General features: G+C 69.7%; 20 protein-coding genes. 7 read left to right on the top strand and 13 right to left on the bottom strand.

All coding sequences use genetic code 11. The features are described from left to right. Positions 1-18: 18 nt before the first annotated feature. Positions 19-1,107 carry a Zn-dependent alcohol dehydrogenase gene (locus OIE67_RS00405; RefSeq protein WP_326635527.1) on the top strand — a complete coding sequence of 363 codons (1,089 nt, stop codon included), beginning with the start codon at positions 19-21 and terminating at the stop codon, positions 1,105-1,107. Between the two features lie 107 nt (positions 1,108-1,214). Here the strand turns inward: OIE67_RS00405 and OIE67_RS00400 are convergent, their stop codons facing one another. From OIE67_RS00400 to OIE67_RS00360, 9 genes are all read right to left on the bottom strand, one after another. Then, positions 1,215-2,510, bottom strand: coding sequence for a Fic family protein (locus OIE67_RS00400; protein ID WP_326635526.1), 1,296 nt, complete (start codon positions 2,508-2,510; stop codon positions 1,215-1,217). A gap of 133 nt (positions 2,511-2,643) precedes the next feature. Beyond that, the gene (locus OIE67_RS00395) at positions 2,644-3,651 is read right to left on the bottom strand and encodes a sugar phosphate isomerase/epimerase family protein (RefSeq protein ID WP_326645159.1); all 1,008 of its coding nucleotides are present in this window, start codon (positions 3,649-3,651) and stop codon (positions 2,644-2,646) included. After that, complete coding sequence (locus OIE67_RS00390; RefSeq protein ID WP_106252232.1) at positions 3,648-4,799, bottom strand: Gfo/Idh/MocA family protein; 1,152 nt, start codon at positions 4,797-4,799, stop codon at positions 3,648-3,650. The genes OIE67_RS00395 and OIE67_RS00390 overlap by 4 nt, the downstream gene beginning before the upstream one ends. A gap of 17 nt (positions 4,800-4,816) precedes the next feature. Then, positions 4,817-5,872 carry an ABC transporter substrate-binding protein gene (locus tag OIE67_RS00385; RefSeq protein ID WP_326635524.1) on the bottom strand — a complete coding sequence of 352 codons (1,056 nt, stop codon included), beginning with the start codon at positions 5,870-5,872 and terminating at the stop codon, positions 4,817-4,819. Then, positions 5,869-6,876: an ABC transporter permease gene (locus tag OIE67_RS00380; protein WP_106252229.1), complete on the bottom strand. Its 1,008-nt coding sequence runs from the start codon at positions 6,874-6,876 to the stop codon at positions 5,869-5,871. Before OIE67_RS00380 ends, OIE67_RS00385 begins: the two co-directional genes overlap by 4 nt. After that, positions 6,876-8,360, bottom strand: a complete 1,485-nt coding sequence (locus OIE67_RS00375) for a sugar ABC transporter ATP-binding protein (protein ID WP_219912441.1) — start codon at positions 8,358-8,360, stop codon at positions 6,876-6,878. The genes OIE67_RS00380 and OIE67_RS00375 overlap by 1 nt, the downstream gene beginning before the upstream one ends. 11 nt (positions 8,361-8,371) lie before the next feature. Continuing rightward, positions 8,372-9,529, bottom strand: a complete 1,158-nt coding sequence (locus OIE67_RS00370; RefSeq protein ID WP_106252228.1) for an ROK family transcriptional regulator — start codon at positions 9,527-9,529, stop codon at positions 8,372-8,374. Positions 9,530-9,932: 403 nt separating this feature from the next. Further along, positions 9,933-10,805, bottom strand: coding sequence for an SDR family NAD(P)-dependent oxidoreductase (locus tag OIE67_RS00365; RefSeq protein WP_326635523.1), 873 nt, complete (start codon positions 10,803-10,805; stop codon positions 9,933-9,935). Between the two features lie 51 nt (positions 10,806-10,856). Beyond that, entirely contained in the window at positions 10,857-11,915 is a 1,059-nt protein-coding gene (locus tag OIE67_RS00360) for an MBL fold metallo-hydrolase (protein WP_245956661.1), read from the bottom strand. A gap of 45 nt (positions 11,916-11,960) precedes the next feature. Here OIE67_RS00360 and OIE67_RS00355 point away from each other — a divergent pair, with 45 nt between their 5' ends. Then, on the top strand, positions 11,961-12,806 hold the full coding sequence (locus tag OIE67_RS00355) for a glutathione S-transferase family protein (protein WP_326635522.1): 846 nt from the start codon (positions 11,961-11,963) through the stop codon (positions 12,804-12,806). On the opposite strand, the gene OIE67_RS00350 is transcribed toward OIE67_RS00355, so the two are convergent. Continuing rightward, positions 12,754-14,070 carry an MFS transporter gene (locus OIE67_RS00350; protein ID WP_326635520.1) on the bottom strand — a complete coding sequence of 439 codons (1,317 nt, stop codon included), beginning with the start codon at positions 14,068-14,070 and terminating at the stop codon, positions 12,754-12,756. The genes OIE67_RS00355 and OIE67_RS00350 overlap by 53 nt on opposite strands. After that, on the bottom strand, positions 14,067-14,633 hold the full coding sequence (locus OIE67_RS00345; protein ID WP_326635518.1) for a helix-turn-helix domain-containing protein: 567 nt from the start codon (positions 14,631-14,633) through the stop codon (positions 14,067-14,069). Before OIE67_RS00345 ends, OIE67_RS00350 begins: the two co-directional genes overlap by 4 nt. Positions 14,634-14,720: 87 nt before the next feature. On the opposite strand from OIE67_RS00345, the gene OIE67_RS00340 reads away from it, so the two are divergent. The 5 genes from OIE67_RS00340 to OIE67_RS00320 all read left to right on the top strand — a co-directional run bounded on the left by OIE67_RS00340 (position 14,721) and on the right by OIE67_RS00320 (position 21,201). Continuing rightward, positions 14,721-15,365 (top strand): B3/B4 domain-containing protein, encoded by a 645-nt coding sequence (locus OIE67_RS00340; RefSeq protein ID WP_326635515.1) that lies wholly within the window; start codon positions 14,721-14,723, stop codon positions 15,363-15,365. Between the two features lie 204 nt (positions 15,366-15,569). Next, complete coding sequence (locus OIE67_RS00335) at positions 15,570-19,217, top strand: multifunctional oxoglutarate decarboxylase/oxoglutarate dehydrogenase thiamine pyrophosphate-binding subunit/dihydrolipoyllysine-residue succinyltransferase subunit (protein WP_326635514.1); 3,648 nt, start codon at positions 15,570-15,572, stop codon at positions 19,215-19,217. Positions 19,218-19,312: 95 nt separating this feature from the next. Continuing rightward, positions 19,313-19,489, top strand: coding sequence for a DUF6104 family protein (locus OIE67_RS00330; protein ID WP_181308704.1), 177 nt, complete (start codon positions 19,313-19,315; stop codon positions 19,487-19,489). Between the two features lie 159 nt (positions 19,490-19,648). Next, positions 19,649-20,452: a DUF4097 family beta strand repeat-containing protein gene (locus tag OIE67_RS00325; protein WP_326635513.1), complete on the top strand. Its 804-nt coding sequence runs from the start codon at positions 19,649-19,651 to the stop codon at positions 20,450-20,452. Then, positions 20,449-21,201, top strand: a complete 753-nt coding sequence (locus OIE67_RS00320; RefSeq protein ID WP_106252216.1) for a PadR family transcriptional regulator — start codon at positions 20,449-20,451, stop codon at positions 21,199-21,201. Before OIE67_RS00325 ends, OIE67_RS00320 begins: the two co-directional genes overlap by 4 nt. 126 nt (positions 21,202-21,327) lie before the next feature. On the opposite strand, the gene OIE67_RS00315 is transcribed toward OIE67_RS00320, so the two are convergent. Both OIE67_RS00315 and OIE67_RS00310 read right to left on the bottom strand, forming a co-directional pair. Next, positions 21,328-22,191, bottom strand: a complete 864-nt coding sequence (locus tag OIE67_RS00315) for an oxygenase MpaB family protein (protein WP_326635511.1) — start codon at positions 22,189-22,191, stop codon at positions 21,328-21,330. 73 nt (positions 22,192-22,264) lie between these two features. Further along, the gene (locus OIE67_RS00310) at positions 22,265-23,221 is read right to left on the bottom strand and encodes a zinc-binding dehydrogenase (RefSeq protein WP_326635509.1); all 957 of its coding nucleotides are present in this window, start codon (positions 23,219-23,221) and stop codon (positions 22,265-22,267) included. Positions 23,222-23,245: the final 24 nt, after the last annotated feature.

Raw genomic sequence — 23,245 nt, 5'->3', positions numbered from 1 at the left:
GGCACGAGGAGGAACCCCATGCGCGCCGCGATCCTGCACGCCGTAGGCAACGACAAGCTCGACATCCGCGATGACGTCACCCTGGCCCCGGTCGGGCCGACCGACGTACGCGTACGGATCAGAGCCACGGGCGTCTGCCACTCGGACCTGTCGGCCATGACCGGCGTGCTGCCGCAACCCGTGCCGCTCATCCCGGGCCACGAGGGCGCCGGCGAGGTGGTCGAGGTGGGCGAGCACGTCAGCTCGGTCAAACCCGGCGACCACGTGGTCATCTCCTGGCGGCCGGCCTGCCAGGAGTGCGAGCTGTGCGTGGGCGGGCAGCCGTACCTGTGCATGAAGTACGTCATCGAGTCCTTCTCCAAGGGCAACTTCCGCCTCGGCGGCGACGACGCGACGGTGTTCGGGATGGCCGGGTGCGGCACCTGGGCGGAAGAGATCATCGTGCCCTGGCAGGGCGCGATCAAGATCGACGAGGACGTGTCCTGGGAGGCGGCGGCCCTGATCGGCTGCGGCATCACGACCGGCGTGGGCGCCGCGATCAACACCGCGAAGGTGCGCCCCGGCTCCACGGTCGTGGTGATCGGCTGCGGCGGCGTCGGCCTGTCCGTCATCCAGGGCGCCCGCGTCTCCGGCGCCAGGACGATCCTCGCGGTGGACCCGCTGGAGTCCAAGCACGCGCTCGCCAAGAAGGTCGGGGCGACGCACGCGGTCACCCCGGAGCAGGTCCCGGAGGCGCTGAGCGAGCTCACCGGCGGCGGGGGCTTCGACTACGGCTTCGAGGTGGTCGGCAAGTCGGCCACGATCCAGAGCGCCTGGCAGCTCACCCGGGCGGGCGGCGACGTCATCGTGGTCGGGGCGGGCGCGATGGACGACATGGTGTCGATCTCGGCCTTCAGCCTCCTCTTCGAGGGCAAGAACCTGCTGTCCAGCCTGTACGGCGAGGCCGACGTCCGCCACGACTTCCCGTACTTCGCCAAGCTGCACAAGACCGGCCTGCTCGACCTGGAGTCCATGATCAGCGCCCGCATCCGCCTCGCCGACCTCAACGACGCCGTAGCGGCCCTGCGCGGCGGCGAGGTCCTGCGCCAGATCGTCATCATGGACTGACCGGGCAAATGCCCCAAAAGCCAGCCGTTATCCTTTCACGCCGCCCCCGAGCGTGAAAGGATAACGACTATCCTTTCATCGCCGTGGCGGTGGTGAAAGGATAGTCGTCACTTCTGTGGCCGGGCGGGAACGATGCGGCCCGGCGGCGATTCGCGGGTGTCCCAGCGTGTGCTGGCCAAGCGGCGCTCCGTCAGCGTGAGCAGGTCGAAGACCTCACGCGCCAAGTACCCCCGCGTATTCCTCTCGACCTGCTTGGGGTGCAGGATGCCCGCCCCGGCGAGTTCCTCCAGCGCCTGCCTGGCGGCCGGGTGCGTCACCGAGAGCAGGCACTGCACGGTGCGTGCGGTCAGGAGCGGCGCGGCGGGGAGAAGGTGCAGCAGTCGCGCGACGGCCGAGTCGGCCCTGGGCACCGGTCGCGCCCCTTGCGACTCCCGGTATCGGTGATGCCGTCGCACCCACTCGGCGTTCAGTTCGTCGAGCTCGTCGGCGAATCTCCTGGCCTGCTCGACAGCGGTGTTCGCGGCCGCGAGAAACACCCGCAGCCACGCGTCCGTCCCGCGCTGTGCTTCGGCCGAACGAGGGGCCTTCCCATGCCGGTACGCGGTGAGCCCGTCGATGTAGGCGTCCGACCGGGTGAGCAGCACGAGGCTGATCGGCAGGATCGCATGGGGCGTCAGCCCGCGCCGGGTGAGAATCGTGTGCACCAGCGCCCTGCCCACCCTGCCGTTGCCGTCGGTGAACGGGTGGATCGTCTCGAACTGCGCGTGCGCCAGCGCCGCCTGGACGAGCGGAGCGTGTTCCGCCGTGTTGATGTACGACACGAGATCGTCCATCAGCGACCGCACCAGCTCAGGCGGCGGAGGGACGAACTCGGCGTCCAGCGGATGCCAGTTGCCGCCACCCACCCAGTTCTGCACCTCGCGCAGTCCGTGATGCTTCTCGTCGGGAAGGAGGACGGTGTGCAGCGCGACGATGTCCGCCGTCGCCACCGTCTCGACGTTCACGAGATCGGTGACCGCCCGCCGGAGGGTCGTCACATTGTTGGCGACCAGAGCGGCCGTGGTGGTGAACCCCTTGGACACCCCCGTCTCATGAGTGGCCAGCTCAGCCAGGGCCACCTGCTGCGGGGAGGTCTGAAGCCCTTCGATCCGCGAGGAGGCGATGGCCTCCGACCGGAGAAGGAACCGGGCGAGGCCCTCCAGCCCGTGGCCGGCGGAGTGCGCGGCGAGCTGTCGCACCAGACTTTCCGCCTGCGCCGCCTCCCTGGCGACCTCCGGCGACACGGCGACGGTTCCGCCTGTCAGCTGGTCGGGCACGTAAGGGCGATAGGTGCCCCCGCGCCGGTCTCGCTTGCTCGGGGCGTCCCACGCCGCGGACCACGACGCTTCACGATACTCCGCCACGGCGTTATCCTTTCACGCCGACCCCGAGCGTGAAAGGATAACGCGTATCCTTTCATTGCCGTGGCGGCGGTGAAAGGATAAGCAGAAAGGCATGCCCCCGGCCCGAGGGGCCGAGGGGCGCGGAAACAGCCGTTTACGTGGTGGAGAAGGCCGCGTCGAAGGCGGTGGTCGGTGGGGTGATGGCGTTGAGGGTGCGGATGTAGGACAGCGCCTCCTTGGCCCCGTCCAGCCGGTCCATCCCCGCGTCCTCCCACTCGATCGAGATCGGCCCTTCGTACCCGATCGAGTTCAGTGCCCTGAAGCAGTCCTCCCACGGCACGTCGCCGCGGCCGGTCGAGACGAAGTCCCAGCCTCGGCGCATGTCCGCCCACGGCAGGTGCGAGGACAGGCGGCCCTTGCGGCCGTCGCCGACCCGGACCCGCGTGTCCTTGCAGTCCACGTGGTAGATGCGGTCCTTGAAGTCGAGGATGAACCCGACCGGGTCGATGTCCTGCCACACCATGTGCGAGGGGTCCCAGTTGAGGCCGAACGCCGGCCGGTGGCCGATGGCCTCCAGGGTGCGCACGGTGGTGTGGTAGTCGTAGGCGATCTCGCTCGGGTGCACCTCGTGCGCGAACCGCACCCCGACCTCGTCGAAGACGTCGAGGATCGGGTTCCAGCGGTCGGCGAAGTCCTGGTAGCCGGCCTCCACCATGGAGGCGGGCACCGGCGGGAACATCGCGACCGTGTGCCAGATCGACGACCCGGTGAAGCCCACCACGGTGTCCACGCCGAGCAGCGCGGCGGCGCGGGCGGTGTTCTTCAGGTCCTCGGCCGCCGCCTGGCGCACGGACTCGGGATCGCCCGAGCCCCAGATGCGCGCGGGCAGGATGGCCTTGTGCCGCTCGTCGATGGGATGGTCGCAGACGGCCTGGCCCACGAGGTGGTTGGAGATCGTCCATACCTTCAGGCCATGCTTGTCCAGCTGTGCGCGCTTCTGCTCCACGTACGACGGGTCCGACACGGCCTGGGCCACGTCGAAGTGGTCGCCCGAGCAGGCGATCTCCAGGCCGTCGTAGCCCCATTCGGCGGCCAGCCGGCAGACCTCCTCGAAGGGCAGGTCGGCCCACTGTCCGGTGAACAGTGTGACGGGTCTCATCAGTCCTCCACGTTCGTGTAGCGGCTGCCCTCAGCCGCGCTGCGCTCGACCGCCTCCAGTACCCGCTGCACCCGCAGCCCGTCGGCGAACGAGGGCGTCGGGTCGGCTCCGGTGGCGACCGCTTCCAGGAAGTCCTTGATCTCGTGGGTGAACGTGTGCTCGTAGCCGAGGCCGTGGCCGGGCGGCCACCAGGCGCCGACGTACGGGTGGTCGGGCTCGGTGACCAGGATGCGCTCGAAGCCGCCGCCGTCGGCGCTGTACCAGAGCTCGTTCATCGCCTCGAAGTCGAAGGCCAGGCTGCCGCGCGAGCCGTTGATCTCGATGCGCATCGCGTTCTTGCGCCCGTAGGCGAAGCGGGTGGCCTCGAACGAGGCCACCGCGCCGCCCGACAGCCGGCCGATGAACAGCGCGGCGTCGTCGACGGTGACGGTGCCCCGGGCCGAGGAGCCGGTGGCTCCCAGCCCGGCCGACTCCGCCGCCAGCGGCCGGTCCTTGATGAACGTCTCCGTCAGCGCGGACACGCCCACCACGTTCTGGCCGGTGATGAACTGGGCGGCGTCGACGATGTGCGAGCCGATGTCGCCGAGCGCGCCGGCGCCCGCCTTGTCCTTCTGCAGCCGCCAGACCAGCGGGAACTCGGGATCGACGATCCAGTCCTGCAGGTACGCGGCGCGTACGTGCCTGATCTCGCCGATCCGGCCCTGCTCGACGTACCGGCGGGCGAGCGCGATCGCGGGCACCCGCCGGTAGTTGAAGGCCACCATGCTCTTGCCCGGCGCCGCGGCGGCGGCCGCCACCATGGCCTCGGCCTCGGCCACGGTGTTGGCCAGCGGCTTCTCGCAGAGGACGTGCTTGCCGGCCTGCAACGCGGCGATGGCGATCTCGGCGTGAGAGTCGCCCGGCGTGCAGATGTCCACGATCTGCACGTCGTCGCGCTTGACCAGCTCTCTCCAGTCGGTCTCGACGTCGTCCCAGCCGAGCTGCGCGGCGGCCGCCTCGGTGCGCTCCTTGGATCTGCCGGAGAGCACCGCCATGCGCGGTGCCAGCGGCAGGTCGAAGAAGGCGCCCACACTACGCCAGGCTTGGGAATGGACACGGCCCATGAAGGCGTAGCCGACCATGCCCACGCCGATGGTGGTTCTGTCTGACATGCAACCCCCGATCAGGATCAGGATTCGAAGCCGAGCGCCAGGTACTTCTCGACGTTGTCCTTGGTGATGGTCTCGGACGCGAGTGTGATCGACTGGGGAACCTGGTTCTCCACCAGATCACTCATGCCCTTCCCCTGTGCTATCAGACGCGCCAGCTTGATCGCCGAGGAGGCCATGGTCGGGCTGTACGTGACCGTCGCCTTGAGCACGGACGAGCCCGACTGGATCTCCTTCATCGCGTTCAGCGAGCCGGCCCCGCCGACCATGATGAACTCGTCGCGGCTGGCCTCCTTGATCGCGGCGAGCACGCCCACGCCCTGGTCGTCGTCGTGGTTCCAGAGCGCGTCGATCTTCTTGTGCGCCTGCAGCAGCGAGGTGGCCACCTCGTTGCCGGTCTCGACGGTGAACTGGGCGTCCTGCTGAGCCGTGACCTTGAACCCGTAGGTCTTGAGCGCGTCGGCGAAGCCCTTGCTGCGGTCCTGGGTCAGGGGCAGCGTGGCAATGCCCTGGATCTCCACGATCACGGGGTTCGACACGTTCTTGCTCTTGAGCTCCGTGCCGATGTAGTGGCCGGCGGCCACGCCCATGCCGTAGTTGTCGCCGCCGATCCAGGTCCGGTAGGCGAGCTTGTCGGGGAAGATGCGGTCAAGGTTGATCACCGGGATGCCCGCCTCGGTGGCCTGCAGCGCGACCTGGTTGAGCTGCTGGCCGTCGTTGGGCAGGATCACCAGCGCGTTCACCTTGGCCGCGATCAGCGACTCGACCGCGGAGATCTGCTGGTTGATGTCGTTGGTGGGCTCGACGGGCTTGAACTCGATGTCGGAGTACTGCTTGGCGGCACTCTCGGCGTTCTTGGCGATGGCCGCGATCCAGCCGTGGTCGGCGGCCGGGGCCGAGAATCCGATCACGACCTTGGTGCCCGGCTGGTCGTTGCCGCCGGTCGCCTGGGCCGGCGCCGGGGCCGCGCTCGACGGAGCGGCCGCGGGCTCGTTGCTGGTGCAGCCGGACGCTAAGAGAACGGCTCCGCCGAGACCGCCGACGAGGAATCCCCTGCGGGCGACGTTGTCACTCATGGTGCTCTCTCCTTCAAGTTCCGCCGCTGGAGAAGGACGGCGACGACGATGATCAGGCCCTTGGCGATCAGCTGGTCGCTGGTGTTGAGGCCGTTGAGGATGAACAGGTTGGTGATGAGGGTGAAGATCAGCAGGCCCAGGATGGAGCCCATGATCGTGCCTCGCCCTCCGGTGAGCAGCGTGCCGCCGATGATCACCGCGGCGATCGCGTCCAGCTCGTACAGGTCGCCGTGGGTGGACGAGCCCGTCGTGGTGCGCGCCATGATCAGGATGGCCGCGATGCCGCAGCACAACCCGGACAGGGCGTAGAGCAGCATCGTGTGCCTGCGCACGTCGATGCCGGCCAGGCGGGCCGCCTCGGGGTTGCCGCCGACCGCGTACGTGCGCCGCCCGAACGTCGTGCGGTTGAGCAGCACCCATCCGAGCACCACGACGAGGGCGAAGACGTAGACCAGCAGCGGGATGCCGGCCACGCGGGTGGTCGACAGGTCCACGAGGGCGGCGTTGTCGGACTGGATCAGCTGCGTCTTGCGGTCGGACATGCGCTGCGCCAGCCCGCGGGCGGCCACCAGCATGGCCAGCGTGGCGATGAACGGCACCAGCCGCCCGTAGGCGATCAGTATGCCGTTGACCAGCCCCGCCCCGGTGCCGACGAGGATCGCGCAGATCGCCATCACCACCGGCCCGTACGACTGCGTGGCCAGTGTCGTCGCCCAGACCGAGGCCAGCGCCATGACCGCGCCCACCGACAGGTCGATGCCGCCGCCGATGATGACGAACGTGGCGCCGACCGTGATCACGCCGATGGTGGCCGCCAGCGACAGGATGCTGACCAGGTTGGAGGCGGTCGCGAAGTTGTCCGGCCGGGTGATCAACCCGACCACGACCAGCAGCGCCAGCGCGCCGAACAGGCCGAGGTGGCGCATCTCTCCGACGCCGCGGATCGACGGCAGTGACAGGGCGGCCGTCTTCCCCGGGGGCCGGTCCGTCGTGGGCTCGCTCATCACGCCGCCCTCCCATTCATGATCATGTCCAGTACGCGGTGCTCGTCCAGCCCTTCGGCCTCGCCCTCGTGGATGACGGTCCCTTCGCGCAGCACCAGCACCCGGTCCGCCAGGCCGAGCACCTCGGGCACCTCGCTGGAGACCAGGAGCACACCGATGCCCTGCTCGGCCAGGTCGTGGATGACCGCGTACAGCTCGGCCCTGGCGCCCACGTCCACGCCTCTGGTCGGCTCGTCCAGCAGGAGCAGCTTGGTGCCGCCGAGCAGCCAGCGGGCGAGCACCGCCTTCTGCTGGTTGCCGCCGGAGAGGGTGCGGATCGGGCGTTCCGGGTCGGGTGGCCGGATGTCGAGCAGTTCGGACAGGCGCTTGGCCTCGTCCAGCTCGCGCTTGCGGTCGATCCAGCCGAACTTGGAGAAGCCCGGCAGGGTGCCCAGCGTGATGTTGGCCGTCACGCTCTGGTCGAGGAGCAGGGCCTGGGCCTTGCGTTCCTCGGGGGCCAGGCCCATGCCGCGCTTGACCGTGCCGACGACGCCGCGGCGTGCCTGGCGGCCTTCGAGCAGGACGCGGCCCGAGGCGGGGCGGGCGCCGTACACGGCTTCGAGGATCTCCGAGCGGCCCGAGCCGACGAGCCCGGCCAGGCCGACGATCTCGCCCGCCCGCACCGAGAAGGAGACGTCGGCGAAGACGCCCGGCGAGGTGAGGTTCTCCACGCGGAGGACCTCCTCGCCCGGCTCACGGCCGCCTCTGGGCGGGAAGACGTACTCGACGTTCCGGCCCGTCATCAGGGAGACGATCTGCGTGGTCGGGGTCTCGCTGGCGGACAGGCCGACGGCGACCGTGCGGCCGTCCTTCAGCACCGTGACGCGGTCGCCGATCTCGCGGATCTCCTCCAGGCGGTGGGAGATGTAGACCACGGCCACACCCTGGGCGGTGAGCTCGCGGATGATGCGGAAGAGGTTGGCCACCTCGTCGTGCGCGAGGGCGGCGGACGGCTCGTCCATGATGATCAGGCGCGCGTCGTGCGAGAGCGCGCGGGCCATCGAGACGACCTGCTTGGCCGCCGGCGACAGCCGCCCGACCTCGGCCGACGGACGGATCTCCGGATGGCCCAGGCGTTCGAGCACCTCGCGCGCGGCGCGCCGGCCCTCGCCTCTGTTGACGAAGCCCAGGCGGGCGTGCTCGTGGCCGAGGAAGATGTTCTCGGCCACGGTGAGCCCGTCGACCAGGTCGAGTTCCTGGTAGATGGTGGCGAAGCCGAGTTTGATGGCGTCGATGGGGCTCCCGGGACGTACTTCGCTCCCGTTGAACAAAATGGTGCCCTCGTCCGGCTGGTGAACTCCGGCGAGCACTTTGATCAGGGTGGATTTACCGGCGCCGTTCTGGCCGAGCAGGCAGTGCACCTCGCCCGCGCGTACGTCCAGATCGACCCCGTCCAGCGCGCGCACGCCGGGGAACTGCTTGACGATGCCCTTCATGACCAGCATCGGAGTCCCTTTCAGGCGTTGACGATGCGGTTGATGTTGTCGGGTGACAGGTAGTGCTCGATCGCTAGGATTCCGGCGCCGAGCGCGGCGGCGTTGATGCCGGTACGGCTCGGCGTGATGGACAGATGGTGCGTGGCCAGCGGCAGCGATCTGCGGTAGACCGTCTCCCTGATCCCGGCCAGCAGATGCTCGTGCACCCGCGACAGCGCGCCGCCGATGACGATGACCTCGGGGTTGAAGAAGTTGACCAGGCCGGCCAGCACCTCGCCGATCAGCCGGCCGGCCTCCCTGACCAGGCGCAGCGCCTGCGTGTCGCCCGCCTGGACGAGCGCCACCACGTCGCCTCCCGACTCGGCGGACAGGCCGAGCTCGCTGAGGCGCCGCGCGATCGCGGCCCCACCGGCCACGGCTTCGAGGCAGGCGCTGTTGCCGCACCGGCAGCCGGCGTCGTCGTGGCCGCTGACCCGGATGTGCCCGATGTCGCCGGCCGAGCCCTGGGCGCCCCGGTGGAGCGTGCCCTCGGCGATGATGCCGCAGCCGATGCCGGTGCCGACCTTGACGAACAGCAGGTGACTGGCGCCCGGGAAGGCGTTGCGGTGCTCGCCCAGGGCCATCACGTTGACGTCGTTGTCCACCAGGACCTCGACGCCGCCGAAGTACTCGGGGACGGGGTAGTCGTTCCAGCCCGGCATGATCGGCGGGTTGTTCGGCCGTCCCGTGGCGAACTCCACCGGGCCCGGCACGCCGATCCCGATGGCCCGCAGCGCCGCGCGGGGCCGTCCGACCCGGTCGAGCAGGTGGTCGAGCCGCTGGTCCACGTGGGCGAGCACCGTCTCCGGGCCCTCCCCGATCAGCAGCCCGTCCTCGCACTCGGCCAGCACCTCGCCCGAGATGTCCATCAGCGCGACCCGGCAGTGCGTGGCGCCGAGGTCCACGCCGGCGAAGGCGTGCTCCTCGGTGTGCAGGCGCAGCTGGCGCGGCGGCCTTCCGCCGGTGGACTCGCCGCTCTCGGTCTCCTCGACCAGCCCGCGTTCGATCAGCGCGTCGACGCGCTGGGAGATCGTGGATCTGGCCAGGCCGGTCAGCTTCGCCAGATCGGAACGGGTGGTCGCGGAGCCCGCGCTGATCAGCGTCAGCACGTCGCCGGCGGAGCCCGGCAGGGGGGTCATGCCGCGACAATAAGATCACCGATGCGGCAAATCAAGAGTGATAATCGACCAAACTCGCCCAACTTCCGCCGAGGATCGAACAAAGGCGGGGTTCCAACCTGTTCATATCGATATTTCCGACATCGGGCGGATGCGCGGAGCGCCGGTCCCTGTCAGAGGACCGGCGCCGGGAAACCGCGGCTTCACCTGCGGCGGAACCCGCCGCTACGGCACCTGGGGGTGGTCCGTGGCCGCGCCGTTGTCAGAGCGTCGCGGCCCTGCGCCACGCTGTCAGCGCGGCGCGGAGGCCGTACATCACGATCGGAGCACGTTGGACGGCCGCGGCCCGATCAGCCCGATCAGAGCAGCCCTGCCGTCAGAGCAGCCGTGCCGTCAGAGCAGCGTCGCCGGAGGAGCGGCGGCGTCAGAGCATCGCCTTCATCGAGTCGCCGGCCGTCAGCACGTACGGCTGCTCGGCCATGACCGCCTCCCAGTTGGCCTCGATCGCCTCGGGCGTGACGTCGTCGGTCTTCCAGCCGGGCCCCTCGGCCACGAACACCCGCGCCACCCGGCCGGCGCCGACGGTGAAGACCTCGCCGCTCGTCTCGCACGACTCGTGCACGAGGTAGGCGACCAGCGCGCTGACCCGCTCGGGCGTGAACTTGGCCTCGAACTCGGCCGGCAGCAGCGCCTCCGTCATCCGGGTCCAGGCGACCGGGGCGATCGCGTTGGCCTTGATGCCGTTGCGCGCGCCCTCGATGCCGATCGTCTTGGTCAGGCCGACCAGGCCCATCTTGGCGGTGGAGTAGTTGGCCTGCCCGAAGTTGCCGAAGAGCCCGGCCGGGCTGGAGGTGTTGACGACGCGCCCGTAACCGGCCGCCTTCATCAGCGGGTAGGCGGCCTGGCTGACCAGGTAGGAGCCGCGTACGTGCACGGCCAGCACCGCGTCGAACTCCTCGACCGTCATCTTCCCGAACGACTTGTCGCGCAGGATGCCGGCGTTGTTGACGACGATGTCGACCTTGCCGTACGCGTCCACGGCCGCCTGGACGACCGCCCTGGCCCCTTCCGGCGTGGAGATGTCGTCGGCGCTGGCCACGGCCTGGCCGCCGTTCTTCGTGATGAGGTCGGCGACCTCGGCGGCCGGCCCCGTCGAGGCGCCCGTGCCGTCGAGCGCGCCGCCGAGGTCGTTGACCACGACCATGGCGCCCCGCTCGGCCAGCATGAGGGCGTGGGATCTGCCGAGGCCGTGCCCGGCCCCCGTGATGATCGCGACCCTGTCATCGAACCGAAGCATCGAACCTCCCGCGCAGGAGAACAACATTCTAGTATGAGTACGATAACCGGCTCAGGGCCTCAGCCACAGGTCCGGTTCACCCGCCTGCCGCACTACCCGCCCCTTCGCCTCCAACCAGGCCAGGTGAGCCAGCGTCTCGTTGTTGGCCGAGCGCCGCATGAACGGCGGGATCGTCTCCCAGGGCCGCGACCAGGTCAACCGGGTGGCCACGTCCCAGCACGACGACGGCCCGGCCGCGCCCAGCACGTGCTCGATCTCGGCCAGCCGCTCGTCGTGGTGCGCCATCACGGTGTCCACCCGTTCGGCCAGTTCGAGGAAGCGGAACTCGTGCGCCGGCAGCACCTCGTCCACCTCCAGCTTGCGGACGGCGGCCAGCGAGTCGAGGTAGTCGGCCAGCGGGTTGGGCCCCGACTGGGGATGCACGGCCACGATCGGCGTGATCTTCGCCAGCACGTGGTCACCCGAGAACAGCACCTTGCGCTCGGGCGAGACGAAGCACAGGTGACCGGGCGAGTGGCCGGGCGTCCAGACGGCCCGCAGGTCCCAGCCGGGCAGGCCGAGCTCCTCGCCGTCCTCGACCAGCCGGTCCGGCCTGGCCATCGAGACCATGTGCCTGATCATCATGGACGCCCCGGCCAGCTCGTCCAGCGTCAGCTCAGGGACGCCGCAGCGCTGCAGCAGCGCGCGCTCGCGCTGCACGAGGGAGTCGATGGCCGCGTCGTCGTAGCGCTCGCGGACCAGGCGGGCGTCCGCGGGATGCAGCGCGATCCAGGCGCCGGAATTCTCGCGGACCCGCCCGGCCAGGCCGTAGTGGTCGGGGTGGATGTGGGTGACGAGCACGCCCTTGACGTCGGTGATCGCGTACCCGGCCACGCCCAGGCCCGCGACGAGCGCGTCGTACGCCTCGTCGGTGTTCCAGCCGGCGTCGATGATCGCCACGCCGTCGGGCAGTTCGAGGACGTAGACCAGCACGTACCGGAGGGGGTTGATCGGGATCGGCACCGGGACCGACCACACGCCCGGCCGGACCCGTTCGACGTCGGGGATGGTCCCGCCTACCCACGCCTCTCGCTGTGCCGCGTTCGAGGGTGTCACCACAAATTTCGCCACACGCCCGAATATAGTTCTGTGTCCGAATCGTGTTCTACTGGGGTCATGAAGCCGAGCCGCGAGTTCGACGCCGATGGCCGCTTCGTCCGGCAGCCCAACCGCTTCACGGATCGGCTCGGCCCTCCCGAGCCGGGCCGCTACCGGCTCTACGCCTCCTACGCCTGCCCGTGGGCCCAGCGGGTGCTGATCGTCCGCGCGCTGCTCGGCCTGGAGGACCTGCTGGACGTCACGATCGTGGACCCCGTCAGGGACGAGAAGGGCTGGCGCGTCCCCGGCGGCGACCCCGAATACCTGTCGGAGCTCTACCACGCCACCGACCCCGATTACACGGGCCGCTACACCGTTCCCTGCGTCTGGGACGAGCAGGACAAGCGGATCGTCACCAACGACTTCCCCCAGATCACCCTCGACCTGGAGACGTCATGGGGGACCTCCCCCGACCTCTATCCGGAACGCCTGCGCCCCGACATCGACATCATGAACGACCGCCTCTACCACGGCCTCAACAACGCGGTCTACGAGGCGGGCTTCTCCCGTGACCAGCAGGTGTACGAGGAGGCGGTCGCGCGGGTGTTCACCACCCTCGACCTGCTGGAGGTGCGCCTGGCCGGGTCGGACTTCCTCTTCGACACGCTCACCGACAGCGATGTGCGCCTCTACACGACCTTGGCCAGGTTCGACGCCGTCTATCACACGCACTTCAAGTGCTCGGTCCGCCGGCTGGCCGACTATCCGGCGCTCTGGGCGTACGCGCGCCGGTTGCATGCCATCCCGGCCTTCGGCGAAACCACCGACTTCGATCAGATCAAGCGTCATTACTACCTCACCCAGCCCGGCATCAACCCGAGCCGGATCGTGCCGGTAGGACCTGATCTGGACTGGAGCCTGTGACCTCGGGGTCCGTGACCGCCTGATCGCCCGGCGGCAGGGGCATCCGGACGAACACCAGCATCGAGGCCAGCGCCACCGCCGCCGTGATCCCCCACGCCACCGGCAGCCCCGCCTGGGCGGCCAGGGCGCCGAGCGCGAGGTTGGCCGCGGCCCCGCCGCCTTGCAGGGACAGCGAACTGGTCGAGGTGACCGTGGTGCGCTCGGCCGCGTTGACCGCCCTGTGCGTCATCTCCAGGCACAGCACGCCCGCCACCGCGAGGCCCACGAAGAGCACGACGTAGGCCAGCCCCGCGCTCACCAGCCCCGCGACGCCGGCGAGGTCCGCCGTGGCGGCCAGCGCGGCGACGGAGAGCGCCGTCAGCACCGTGCCCGCGATGGCGCCCCTCGCGGAGCCGCCCGCCAGCCGCGCGGCGCGGGGCGCGAGCGAGCTGCCCGCCGCGCTGCCGGCGAACCCGAGCGCCGCCACCACCGCGTAGGCCAGGCTGCCGCTCTCGGCCGTGCCCGCCAGCTCGGCCAGCCGGCCGGGCGTGAGCAGCTCGATGCTGGTCAGGACGACGCCGGAGACGACGGCGGCGAGCATGAGCCGGCGCAGCACCGCGCCCCGCAGCGCGAGCCTGATGCCACCGGCCACCGTGGCCGGCACCTCGCGCAGGACACCGCCGAACGAGCGGCGCTCGTGGGCCGGCTCGGGCATCGCGAAGATCACCACAACCAGCAGCACCAGCGCCGCCACCGCGCCCACCAGGGGCGGCGCGGCCAGCGGGAAGATCAGCGAGGGCGGCACCAGGAGCGGCAGGGCGCCACCCGCCAGCACGCCCGCGCACAGGGCCACGGACTCCATCGCGCTGCCCCCGGCCAGGCCCGGCTTGAGGTCGGCGTTCCGGCCCTCGATGCCGTGCAGCGTGTCGACGTACCAGGAGGTGGCCGGGCCGCTGGACAGCGCCCTGGCCACGCCCTTCAGCACGCCGCAGGCCACGAACATCCAGAACGTCGTGGACACGCTGATCAGCGCGAGCGCCGCCACCGTGACCGCGGCCGAGGCGGCCAGCACCACGCGGCGTCCCACGACGTCGGCGAAGCCGCCCGTGGGCAGCTCCAGGCTCACGGCCACGAGCGAGAAGACGGTGATCACCAGGCCGATCTGGGCCAGGCCGAGCCCCCGCTCGGTCATCAGCAGCACCATGCTGGCCGCCATGAGCCCCACGGGCAGCCAGGTCAGGAAGCTGACGAGCAGATAACGCCGGAACGCCGAACGCGCGGTCATGACTTCTCCTCCCTGGCCCGGGGGAAGCCCCCGACCCAGATCCGTACCTGCTCGATGTCGGGAGCGCCCGCGTGGCGGGCGATCAGCTCGCGCAGGACCTCGTCCGTCCGCGCCATGAACTCCGCCAGCCCGGCCGGCGGCAGCTCGGCGATGTGGTCGCTCAGGCCGGCCGTCTCCACCCACTCGGGAGACCACTCGGACTCGTCGAACTCCTGCACGATCTGCCCGAGCGCCTCGGCCTGCCACAGCCGCATGACCCTGATCACCTCGCGCCCCTCGGCGGTGCCGGCCATCTCCCTGCTGTTCCACGAGGTGTAGCGGTGGCGGGCCCGCCAGCGGCGCTCACGGCCGTCGCGCCGGTCGTCGTCCTCCTCGATGAAGCCGAACTTGAACAGCTCGCGCAGGTGGTAGCTGGTGGAGCCCGAGCTCTCGCCCATCTTGCGGCCGAGCTCGCTCGCGGTGGCCGGCCCGTCGGCGCGCAGCAGCCCGAGCAGCCGGGCTCGGAGCGGATGGGTGACCGCCCTGAGCACCTGCGGATCAGTGATCTTGTACGACTCCTGCATGTCACCGACGATAAACCGCAAAACGAATTTTGCAAAGTGAATTTTGCGGTTTCCGCTCCCAGGTGTCCTGGCTCCTAAACTGTGGGGATGCTCGACGACATCTGGGTGGACGACTCCGTCCTCGCGCTGCGACCCGACTTCGCGGTGCTGGTCATGACCGCGCACGGCCTGAGCAACGGGCCCACCGACGACCGCACCCGGGCCTGGCTGACCGAGGCCTCGGAGGCGGAGGTGCAGGCGGACAAGATCGACGCCTGGAAGGACGCCTACCGCGCCTTCGGCGCCAAGCCGCAGCGCACCCGGCCCTCGGTCGACGCGCTCACCCGCCGCATGCCGCTGCCGGAGATCAACCGCGCGGTCGACGCGTACAACTCGATCAGCGTCAAGCACGCGCTGCCCATCGGCGGCGAGGACCTCGACCGCTACGTCGGCCCGGCCCGGCTGGTCAGGGCCGTCGGCGACGAGCCGTCGGAGGAGGCGCTCGGGCAGCCGGAGCCCGGCGAGGTGATCTGGCGCGACGACGCCGGCGTCACCTGCCGCCGGTGGAACTGGCGCCAGGTGGTGCGCACCCGCCTCACCGAGGAGACCACCAACGCGATCTTCCTGCTCGAACGGCTGGAGCCCATGTCGCTGGAGGAGCTCAAGCAGGCGGGCGAGGAGCTGGCGGACCTCCTGTCCGAGTTGTCCCCAGAGGTGCGGATCACCAGCCGGTTGCTGTCCAGCGTGAAATAAACCTCAGGTCTGGACGTTGATACCAAAGAGTAATAAATGGCGCACTACCCGGATTGACTAGGCGAGCGTGACCTCTTCGCGCCGTCCTGAGAGGATCGTTCGAGGCGGCGCGGGCTCTTCGGCGCGCGTTGCCGGTCCGGGCGAGTAGCCTTGGACAGGTTCTCTAACATCAACGCCGATCTGCGGAAGAGGGCGATTTCCGCCGTGTCGTCTGAGTCGTCGCGGACAAACCCGCTGGCAAGCTTTGGTCAGAACGAGTGGCTTGTCGACGAGCTGTACCAGAAGTACCTCCAAGATCCTGAGTCTGTCGACAAGGCCTGGTGGAACTTCTTCGCTGACTACAACCCTGATTACGGACCGGGCCGAACCCCGGTCAGGGAGGCGGCGAACGGCACTGTCACCGCGCCGCCTCCACCGGCACCGGCCAAGGCCGCGCCCAAGGCGCAGCCCGCGGCCGAGAAGCCGAAGCAGCCGGCCGCTCCGGTGCCCAAGGGCGCCGAAGAGGTCAAGCTGCGCGGCGCCGCCGCACGCACGGCCGCCAACATGGACCTGTCGCTGACGGTTCCGACGGCCACGAGCGTGCGGGCCATCCCGGCCAAGCTGCTCATCGACAACCGCATCGTGATCAACAATCACCTCAAGCGGGGTCGTGGCGGCAAGATCTCCTTCACCCATCTGATCGGCTTCGCGATCGTCAAGGCGCTGCGCGCCATGCCGGAGATGAACTACTCCTACGCGGAGATCGACGGCAAGCCGACCCTGGTCAAGCCCGAGCACGTCGGCTTCGGCCTGGCCATCGACGTGCAGAAGAGCAACGGCGACCGCCAGCTGCTCGTGCCCTCCATCAAGGGCGCGGAGGAGATGGACTTCCGCCAGTTCTGGGTCGCCTACGAAGAGGTCGTCCGCAAGGCTCGCTCCGGCAAGCTGGGCGTCGACGACTTCGCCGGCACGACGATCTCGCTGACCAACCCCGGCACGATCGGCACGGTCCACTCCGTTCCGCGCCTCATGCCCGGTCAGGGCACGATCATCGGCGTCGGCGCGATGGAATACCCGGCCGAATACCAGGGGGCCTCCCCCGACACGCTCTCGCGCCTGGCCGTCTCCAAGGTCATGACGCTGACCAGCACCTACGATCACCGGATCATCCAGGGCGCCCAGTCGGGCGACTTCCTGCGCCAGATCCACCGGCTGCTGCTCGGCGAGGACGGCTTCTACGACGAGATCTTCGAGGCGCTGCGGATCCCGTACGAGCCGGTCCGCTGGGTCCAGGACATCTCGGCCTCCCACGACGACGACGTGGCCAAGTCCGCGCGCGTCATCGAGCTCATCCACGCCTACCGCGTGCGCGGGCACCTGATGGCCGAGACCGACCCGCTCGAATACAAGCAGCGCAAGCACCCCGACCTCGACATCCAGAGCCACGGCCTGACGCTGTGGGACCTGGAGCGCGAGTTCGCCACCGGCGGGTTCGGCGGCCGGGCGCTGATGAAGCTGCGCGAGATCCTGGGCGTGCTGCGTGACTCCTACTGCCGCACCGTCGGCATCGAGTACATGCACATCCAGAACCCCGAGGAGCGGGCCTGGATCCAGGCGCGGGTGGAGAAGCCGCACAAGTCGCCCGAGCGCGACGAGCAGCTCAACATCCTGTCGCGGCTCAACACCGCCGAGGCGTTCGAGACGTTCCTGCAGACGAAGTTCGTCGGCCAGAAGCGCTTCTCGCTGGAGGGCGGCGAGTCCCTGATCCCGCTGCTCGACTCGGTGATCAGCGACGCCGCCGACGAGGACCTCGACGAGGTCGTCATCGGCATGGCCCACCGCGGCCGCCTCAACGTGCTGGCCAACATCGTGGGCAAGTCCTACGCCCAGATCTTCGGCGAGTTCGAGGGCAACATCGACCCGCGCACCGCGCACGGCTCGGGCGACGTGAAGTACCACCTGGGCGCGAGCGGCGAGTTCACCGCGCCGAGCGGCAAGACCATCACCGCCTCCGTGGTCGCCAACCCCTCCCACCTGGAGGCCGTCGACCCGGTCCTCGAAGGCGTGGTCCGCGCCAAGCAGGACCTCCTGGAGCGCGGCGAGGAGGGCTTCACGGTCCTGCCGGTCCTCGTCCACGGTGACGCGGCCTTCGCCGGCCAGGGCGTCGTGGCCGAGACGCTCAACCTGTCGCAGCTGCGCGGCTACCGCACCGGCGGCACCGTGCACGTGGTGGTCAACAACCAGGTCGGCTTCACGACCTCGCCCGCCTCCTCCCGCTCCTCGGTCTACGCGACCGACGTGGCGCGGATGATCCAGGCGCCGATCTTCCACGTCAACGGCGACGACCCCGAGGCCGTGGTACGCGTGGGCGAGCTGGCCTACGAATACCGCCAGGCGTTCCGCAAGGACGTCGTCATCGACCTCATCTGCTACCGCCGCCGCGGCCACAACGAGGGCGACAACCCCGCCTTCACCCAGCCGCTGATGTACGACCTCATCGACGCCAAGCGCTCGACCCGCAAGCTCTACACCGAGGCCCTGATCGGCCGCGGCGACATCACGGTCGAGGAGGCCGAGCAGGCGCTGCGCGATTACCAGGCCAAGCTGGAGCAGGCGTTCACCGAGACCCGCGAGGCGGCGAAGAAGCCGCTGGAGGCGGGCGCGATGCGGGTGCCGCCGACCGAGGTCGTCAAGTGGTCCCACGAGGACACGCCGACCGCGATCAGCGACGAGACGCTCAAGCGCATCGTCGACACCCAGCTCAACCTGCCCGAGGGCTTCACGCCGCATCCCCGGCTCGCGCCGGTGCTGCAGCGCCGCGGCCAGAGCGTCGAGCAGGACGCGATCGACTGGGCGATGGGCGAGACGCTGGCGTTCGGCTCGCTGCTGATCGACGGCCACCCGGTGCGCCTGGTCGGCCAGGACTCCCGCCGCGGCACGTTCACCCAGCGGCACGCCGTCCTGGTGGACCGGATGACCGGCGCCGACCACACGCCGCTCAAGACGTTCAACCAGGGCACCACGAAGTTCTACGTCTACGACTCGCTGCTCAGCGAGTTCGCGGCGCTGGGCTTCGAGTACGGCTACAGCGTGGTCCGTCCCGACGCGCTGGTCCTCTGGGAGGCGCAGTTCGGCGACTTCGTCAACGGCGCCCAGACGATCATCGACGAGTTCATCTCGTCGGGCGAGCAGAAGTGGGGCCAGAAGTCCTCGGTCGTGCTGCTGCTGCCGCACGGCTTCGAGGGCCAGGGCCCCGACCACTCCTCGGCCCGCATTGAGCGCTTCCTCCAGGTCTGCGCGCTCGACAACATGACGGTCGCGCAGCCCACCACTCCGGCCAACTACTTCCACCTGCTGCGCTGGCAGGTGGAGTCGGAGCGGCACAAGCCGATGGTGGTCTTCACGCCCAAGTGGCTGCTGCGCCACAAGGCGGCCACGTCCAGGGCGGCCGACTTCACCTCGGGCACCTTCCAGCCGGTCCTCGGTGACACCACCGTCGAGCCCGGCAAGGTGACCAAGGTCGTGCTCACCTCCGGCAAGCTCTACTACGAGCTGGCCGCGGCGCGCGACAAGTCGGGCCGTGACGACGTCGCCCTCGTGCGGCTGGAGCGGCTCTACCCGTTCCCGTCGGACGAGCTGGCGGCCGAGCTGGGGCGCTACGGCGACCAGGTCGAGTTGGTGTGGGCCCAGGACGAGCCGACCAACATGGGGCCGTGGCCGTACCTGACCCTCAAGCTGGCCGAGGACCCGGGGACGCTGGGCGGACGGACCGTGCGGCGCGTGTCGCGCGCCGCCAACAGCTCGCCGGCCACGGGTTCGCACAACTCGCACGACACCGAGCTCGAAGAGATCCAGCAGCAGATCTTCGGCTGACCGGTCTGACCAGCGAGCCCCCGGTTCTCGCCGGGGGCTCGCTGCTTGTCCGGCCATACATCGCAGCCAGGCCCACAGATGGAAAGGGGAACACGATGTACTTCACCGATCGGGGGATCGAGGAGCTGGTCGAGCGGCGGGGCGAGGAAGAGGTCAGCCTGCTGTGGCTCGGAGAACGGCTGCGCGAGTTCGTCGACCTCAACCCGGAGTTCGAGACGCCGATCGAGCGCCTGGCCACCTGGCTGGCCCGCCTCGACGACGAGGACGACTGACCCTCCCCTGCGACGGGAGGCACGGTCGCGTCCGTACGGTTCGTCCCGCGATGGGGGCCGTGGCACACTTCATAACGCGATACATCTTGAGTTTCCCTTGAACGCGACATATCGTGAAATGTAGTAGGAGCGTACCCACAACGAGAGGGCCGGCGGAGCATGCAGCAGTGGACGATCGAAGAGCCGGGGCAACTGACCTTCGGCGACGTGGACTCACTCGACGTGCGCATCGTCGCCGGCCGCCTCGACGTGCTGGCCAGCGACGGCCCACCCACCCTGGAGGTGGCCGAGTTCGACTCCGCCTCCCCGCTCCTGGTCACCTACGACGAGGCCGGCAAAGAGCTCACCATCGCCTATCGCGACCTCACCTGGGACGGCCTGCTCGGCTGGCTGCGCCGGGACAAGCGCAGAACGGTCCTGTCCATCACCGTGCCCAAGCACTGCCGGGTCAAGGCGGGCGTGGTGACCGCACCCGCGCTGGTGGCCGGGTTCGAGAAGGCGACCAACGTCAAGAGCGTCTCCGGCGACATCGTGCTCGACGGGGTCAGCGGCGACGTGGCCGCCAACACCGTCTCGGGCGCCGTGGAGAGCCGGGCGCTGGGCGGCGACCTGTCGTTCGTCAGCGTCTCGGGCGACCTGACCGTGGCCCACGGCACGCCACGCCGGCTGAAGGCCAACAGCGTCTCCGGCCGCATCACCGCCGATCTCTTCCTGCGTCCCACGGGTCACGTGACACTCAACAGTGTTTCCGGTGACATCCTGGTCAGGCTGCCCAAGAACGTGGAGGCGGACGTCAGCTTCAGATCCACCTCCGGCAGGCTGGTCAGCACCTTCGACGGACTGTCCGACACGAACAACCCCGGCTCCAAGACGCTGTCGGGACGGCTGGGTGGCGGCATGGCCTCGCTGTCGGCGATCACGGTCTCAGGCGAGGTCACGCTGCTCAAGGGAGAGAAGGAATGAGCCCTGTCTTCGGTCACGGCCGGCTCCGGCTGTACCTGCTCAAGCTGCTGGAGGAGAGCCCGCGCCACGGCTACGAGGTCATCCGGCTGCTCCAAGACCGCTTCCTCGGCGTCTACTCGCCCTCCCCCGGCACGATCTATCCGCGCCTGGCCCGCCTGGAGGAGGAGGGCCTCGTGACGCACGAGGTGGTCGAGGGCAAGAAGGTGTTCTCGATCACCGACAAGGGCCGCGAGGAGCTGAACGCCCGGCTCGACGAGCTCGACGACCTGGAGCAGGAGATCTCCGCCTCCGTGCGCGACATCGCCCGCGAGGTCAAGGAGGACGTCCGCGACACGGTCAAGTCGCTGCGCGACGAGCTGACCCGGATGGCCAAGGACGTGCGCACGGGCGCGGCCGAGGACACCAGGCGGATGCGTCAGAAGCAGAAAGAGGACATCAGGCGCCTGCGGGAGCAGCAGAAGCGGCAGTGGATGGAACACGCCACCCACTGGCAGGACGAGGGCGAGCGGCTCAGCGGCGAGTGGCGCCGGATCTGGTCGGAGGTCTGGGCAACGCTCGGCGGCCAACCGTCCGGCGGGCCGGCCAACCGGGCCGAGCTGGACGCCGAGCTGGGCGAGCTGCTGGCCGACTTCGTCGCCCAGGTCCGCGAGGAGGCGTCGCAGGCCCGGCTCACTCCGGAGCAGCTGAACGAGCTGCGTACGACGCTGCATGAGACCAGCCGCACCATCCACGACATCCTCGACCGCTGACCCTGTTCCGCCCGCACCCCCGCATCCAGGCGGAGCGAACCGGTGACCGCCGGGGCGAGCGTGAGCCGGGGGCCGCTGGGGCGAGCGTGAGCCGTTGGCCGCCGGGGCGAGCGTGAGCCGGGGCCGTCAGGCGGAGCGGAGCTGGTCGCGGCCGGCGCGACGGGAGCTCCGGGCGGCCTTGCGGGCGTGATAGGCGATGGGCATGTAACGCAGACGTTCAGGCAGGTGCGGGGTCAGCATGGCCACCGCGTGCCCGAGATGCCGCAACCGCCGCTCCTCCCGGCCCGTCCAGCGCAGCCCGAGCTTCCGTCGTACGGCGGAAGGCAGGGTGCCGACGGTGAGGAAATAGCTGAACTCCCCCGCCCCGGCCCCGACCGGCGTCCACAACCGGCGCAGCGGAGCGGGCAGCCCCGGCGGCGCCGGGGTGCCGCGCATGACCGAGAGCACATCGAGCGCCGTCGGATGCGCCTCCAACCGCTCGGCCACCATCCGGTCGAAGTAGCGCCAGAACCCGTCGATGTCCTCGGGCAGCTCCCGCTCGGGCACCCGCAGGATCGCGCCGAGCTGCCGCGACTCGGCGTAGAAGCGCCGCTCCTGCTCGCGGGTGAACGGGGTGCCGAAGTAGCGGTTGAGGACGATGAACCGCTCGAACAGCGACAGGTGCACCCAGGTCCACGCCTCGCCGTTCAGCGCGTGGTAGTGCCGGCCGCTCTCGTCCACTCCGCTGATCGGCTTGTGCAGCTCCCTGAGCCGCCGTCCCTCGGCCGGGCCGTCGGCGCCGCCGTACACCCATTTCTGCACGGACACGAGCGTGCGCTCCAGCCGCCCCCACGGATCGCTCTTGTACGTGGAGTGCTCGGCCACCGCCGCGCCGACCGCCGGATGCATGGTCTGGAGCACGAGCGCACTGCCGGCCACGAGCAGGTTACGGTATTCGCCGGTCGTGTCCCAGTGCATCGACCCGGGGCCGAAGGGCTCGATGTCCATCATGACAACCTCCCGGGTGACACCACCGCTTACCTCTTGTATCACCCGGAAGCGTCAGAAGTAACCCGTCACTTATTCAGACGGTGAAGACGATCTTGCCGAAGATCTCCCCCGACGCCATGGCGGCGAACCCGTCGCGCGCCTCGGTCAGCGGCAGCACCCGGTCGATCTCCGGCCGCAGCCCGGTCTGCTCCAGGAACACCGCCAGCCGCCCCAACTGCTCCCGCGTCCCCATCGTGGAACCGACCACGGACAGTTGCAGGAAGAAGACCCGGTTCAGGTCGGCGGGCGGAACCGCGCCGCTGGTGGCGCCGGAGACGACGATGCGCCCGCCGGGCTTGAGCGATTTGAGCGAGTGGTCCCAGGTGGCCTGGCCGACGGTCTCCATGACCGCGTCCACCCGTTCCGGCAGCCGCGCGCCCGGCTCGAAGACCTGGTCGGCGCCGAGTTGCCGGGCTCGTTCCCGCTTGCTCTCCGAACGGCTGGTGGCCCAGATCCGGTAACCGGCGGCCCGGCCGAGCGCGATCACCGCAGTGGCCACGCCGCCGCCGGCGCCCTGCACCAGCACGGTGGAGCCGGGCTCCAGCCCGGCCTTGTCGAACAACATCCGGTACGCGGTCAGCCACGCCGTCGGCAGGCAGGCCGCGTGCTCGAAGCCGAGCGAGGCCGGCTTGGGCACCAGGTTGCGGCGCGGCACGGCCACCCGCTCGGCGAACGTGCCGTCGTGCTGCTCGGACAGCAGCGTGCGCTTGGGATCGAGCGTCTCGTCGGCGCCGGTGCCGATCACGGAGTGCACGATGACCTCGTTGCCGTCCTCGTCCACCCCGGCGGCGTCGCAGCCCAGCACGATCGGCAGCCGGTCCTGCCGGATGCCGACGCCCTTGAGCGTCCACACGTCGTGATGGTTGAGCGCGGCAGCACGCACCGAAACGGTCGTCCACCCCTCAGGCGCCTCCGGCTCGGGGCGCTCACCCAGCGTCAGGCCGGCGAGCGGGTTGTCGGGATCGGTCTGTGTGGCGGTTACGGCGAACATGGCCGCACCCTACTTCAACCCGAT

Source organism: Nonomuraea fuscirosea (assembly GCF_035917475.1).
In the GTDB taxonomy this organism is placed as follows: Bacteria; Actinomycetota; Actinomycetes; order Streptosporangiales; family Streptosporangiaceae; genus Nonomuraea; species Nonomuraea fuscirosea.
This window is presented reverse-complemented; position numbering and strand designations above follow the sequence as displayed.

What these genes read in the sequence shown, in the direction of transcription:
- OIE67_RS00405 (WP_326635527.1), top strand. Translation starts at nt 19, where the DNA reads ATGCGCGCCGCGATCCTGCACGCCGTAGGCAACGACAAGCTCGACATC.
- OIE67_RS00390 (WP_106252232.1), bottom strand. Translation starts at nt 4,799, where the DNA reads ATGTCAGACAGAACCACCATCGGCGTGGGCATGGTCGGCTACGCCTTC.
- OIE67_RS00385 (WP_326635524.1), bottom strand. Translation starts at nt 5,872, where the DNA reads ATGAGTGACAACGTCGCCCGCAGGGGATTCCTCGTCGGCGGTCTCGGC.
- OIE67_RS00380 (WP_106252229.1), bottom strand. Translation starts at nt 6,876, where the DNA reads ATGAGCGAGCCCACGACGGACCGGCCCCCGGGGAAGACGGCCGCCCTG.
- OIE67_RS00375 (WP_219912441.1), bottom strand. Translation starts at nt 8,360, where the DNA reads ATGCTGGTCATGAAGGGCATCGTCAAGCAGTTCCCCGGCGTGCGCGCG.
- OIE67_RS00370 (WP_106252228.1), bottom strand. Translation starts at nt 9,529, where the DNA reads ATGACCCCCCTGCCGGGCTCCGCCGGCGACGTGCTGACGCTGATCAGC.
- OIE67_RS00365 (WP_326635523.1), bottom strand. Translation starts at nt 10,805, where the DNA reads ATGCTTCGGTTCGATGACAGGGTCGCGATCATCACGGGGGCCGGGCAC.
- OIE67_RS00355 (WP_326635522.1), top strand. Translation starts at nt 11,961, where the DNA reads ATGAAGCCGAGCCGCGAGTTCGACGCCGATGGCCGCTTCGTCCGGCAG.
- OIE67_RS00350 (WP_326635520.1), bottom strand. Translation starts at nt 14,070, where the DNA reads ATGACCGCGCGTTCGGCGTTCCGGCGTTATCTGCTCGTCAGCTTCCTG.
- OIE67_RS00345 (WP_326635518.1), bottom strand. Translation starts at nt 14,633, where the DNA reads ATGCAGGAGTCGTACAAGATCACTGATCCGCAGGTGCTCAGGGCGGTC.
- OIE67_RS00340 (WP_326635515.1), top strand. Translation starts at nt 14,721, where the DNA reads ATGCTCGACGACATCTGGGTGGACGACTCCGTCCTCGCGCTGCGACCC.
- OIE67_RS00330 (WP_181308704.1), top strand. Translation starts at nt 19,313, where the DNA reads ATGTACTTCACCGATCGGGGGATCGAGGAGCTGGTCGAGCGGCGGGGC.
- OIE67_RS00325 (WP_326635513.1), top strand. Translation starts at nt 19,649, where the DNA reads ATGCAGCAGTGGACGATCGAAGAGCCGGGGCAACTGACCTTCGGCGAC.
- OIE67_RS00320 (WP_106252216.1), top strand. Translation starts at nt 20,449, where the DNA reads ATGAGCCCTGTCTTCGGTCACGGCCGGCTCCGGCTGTACCTGCTCAAG.
- OIE67_RS00315 (WP_326635511.1), bottom strand. Translation starts at nt 22,191, where the DNA reads ATGATGGACATCGAGCCCTTCGGCCCCGGGTCGATGCACTGGGACACG.
- OIE67_RS00310 (WP_326635509.1), bottom strand. Translation starts at nt 23,221, where the DNA reads ATGTTCGCCGTAACCGCCACACAGACCGATCCCGACAACCCGCTCGCC.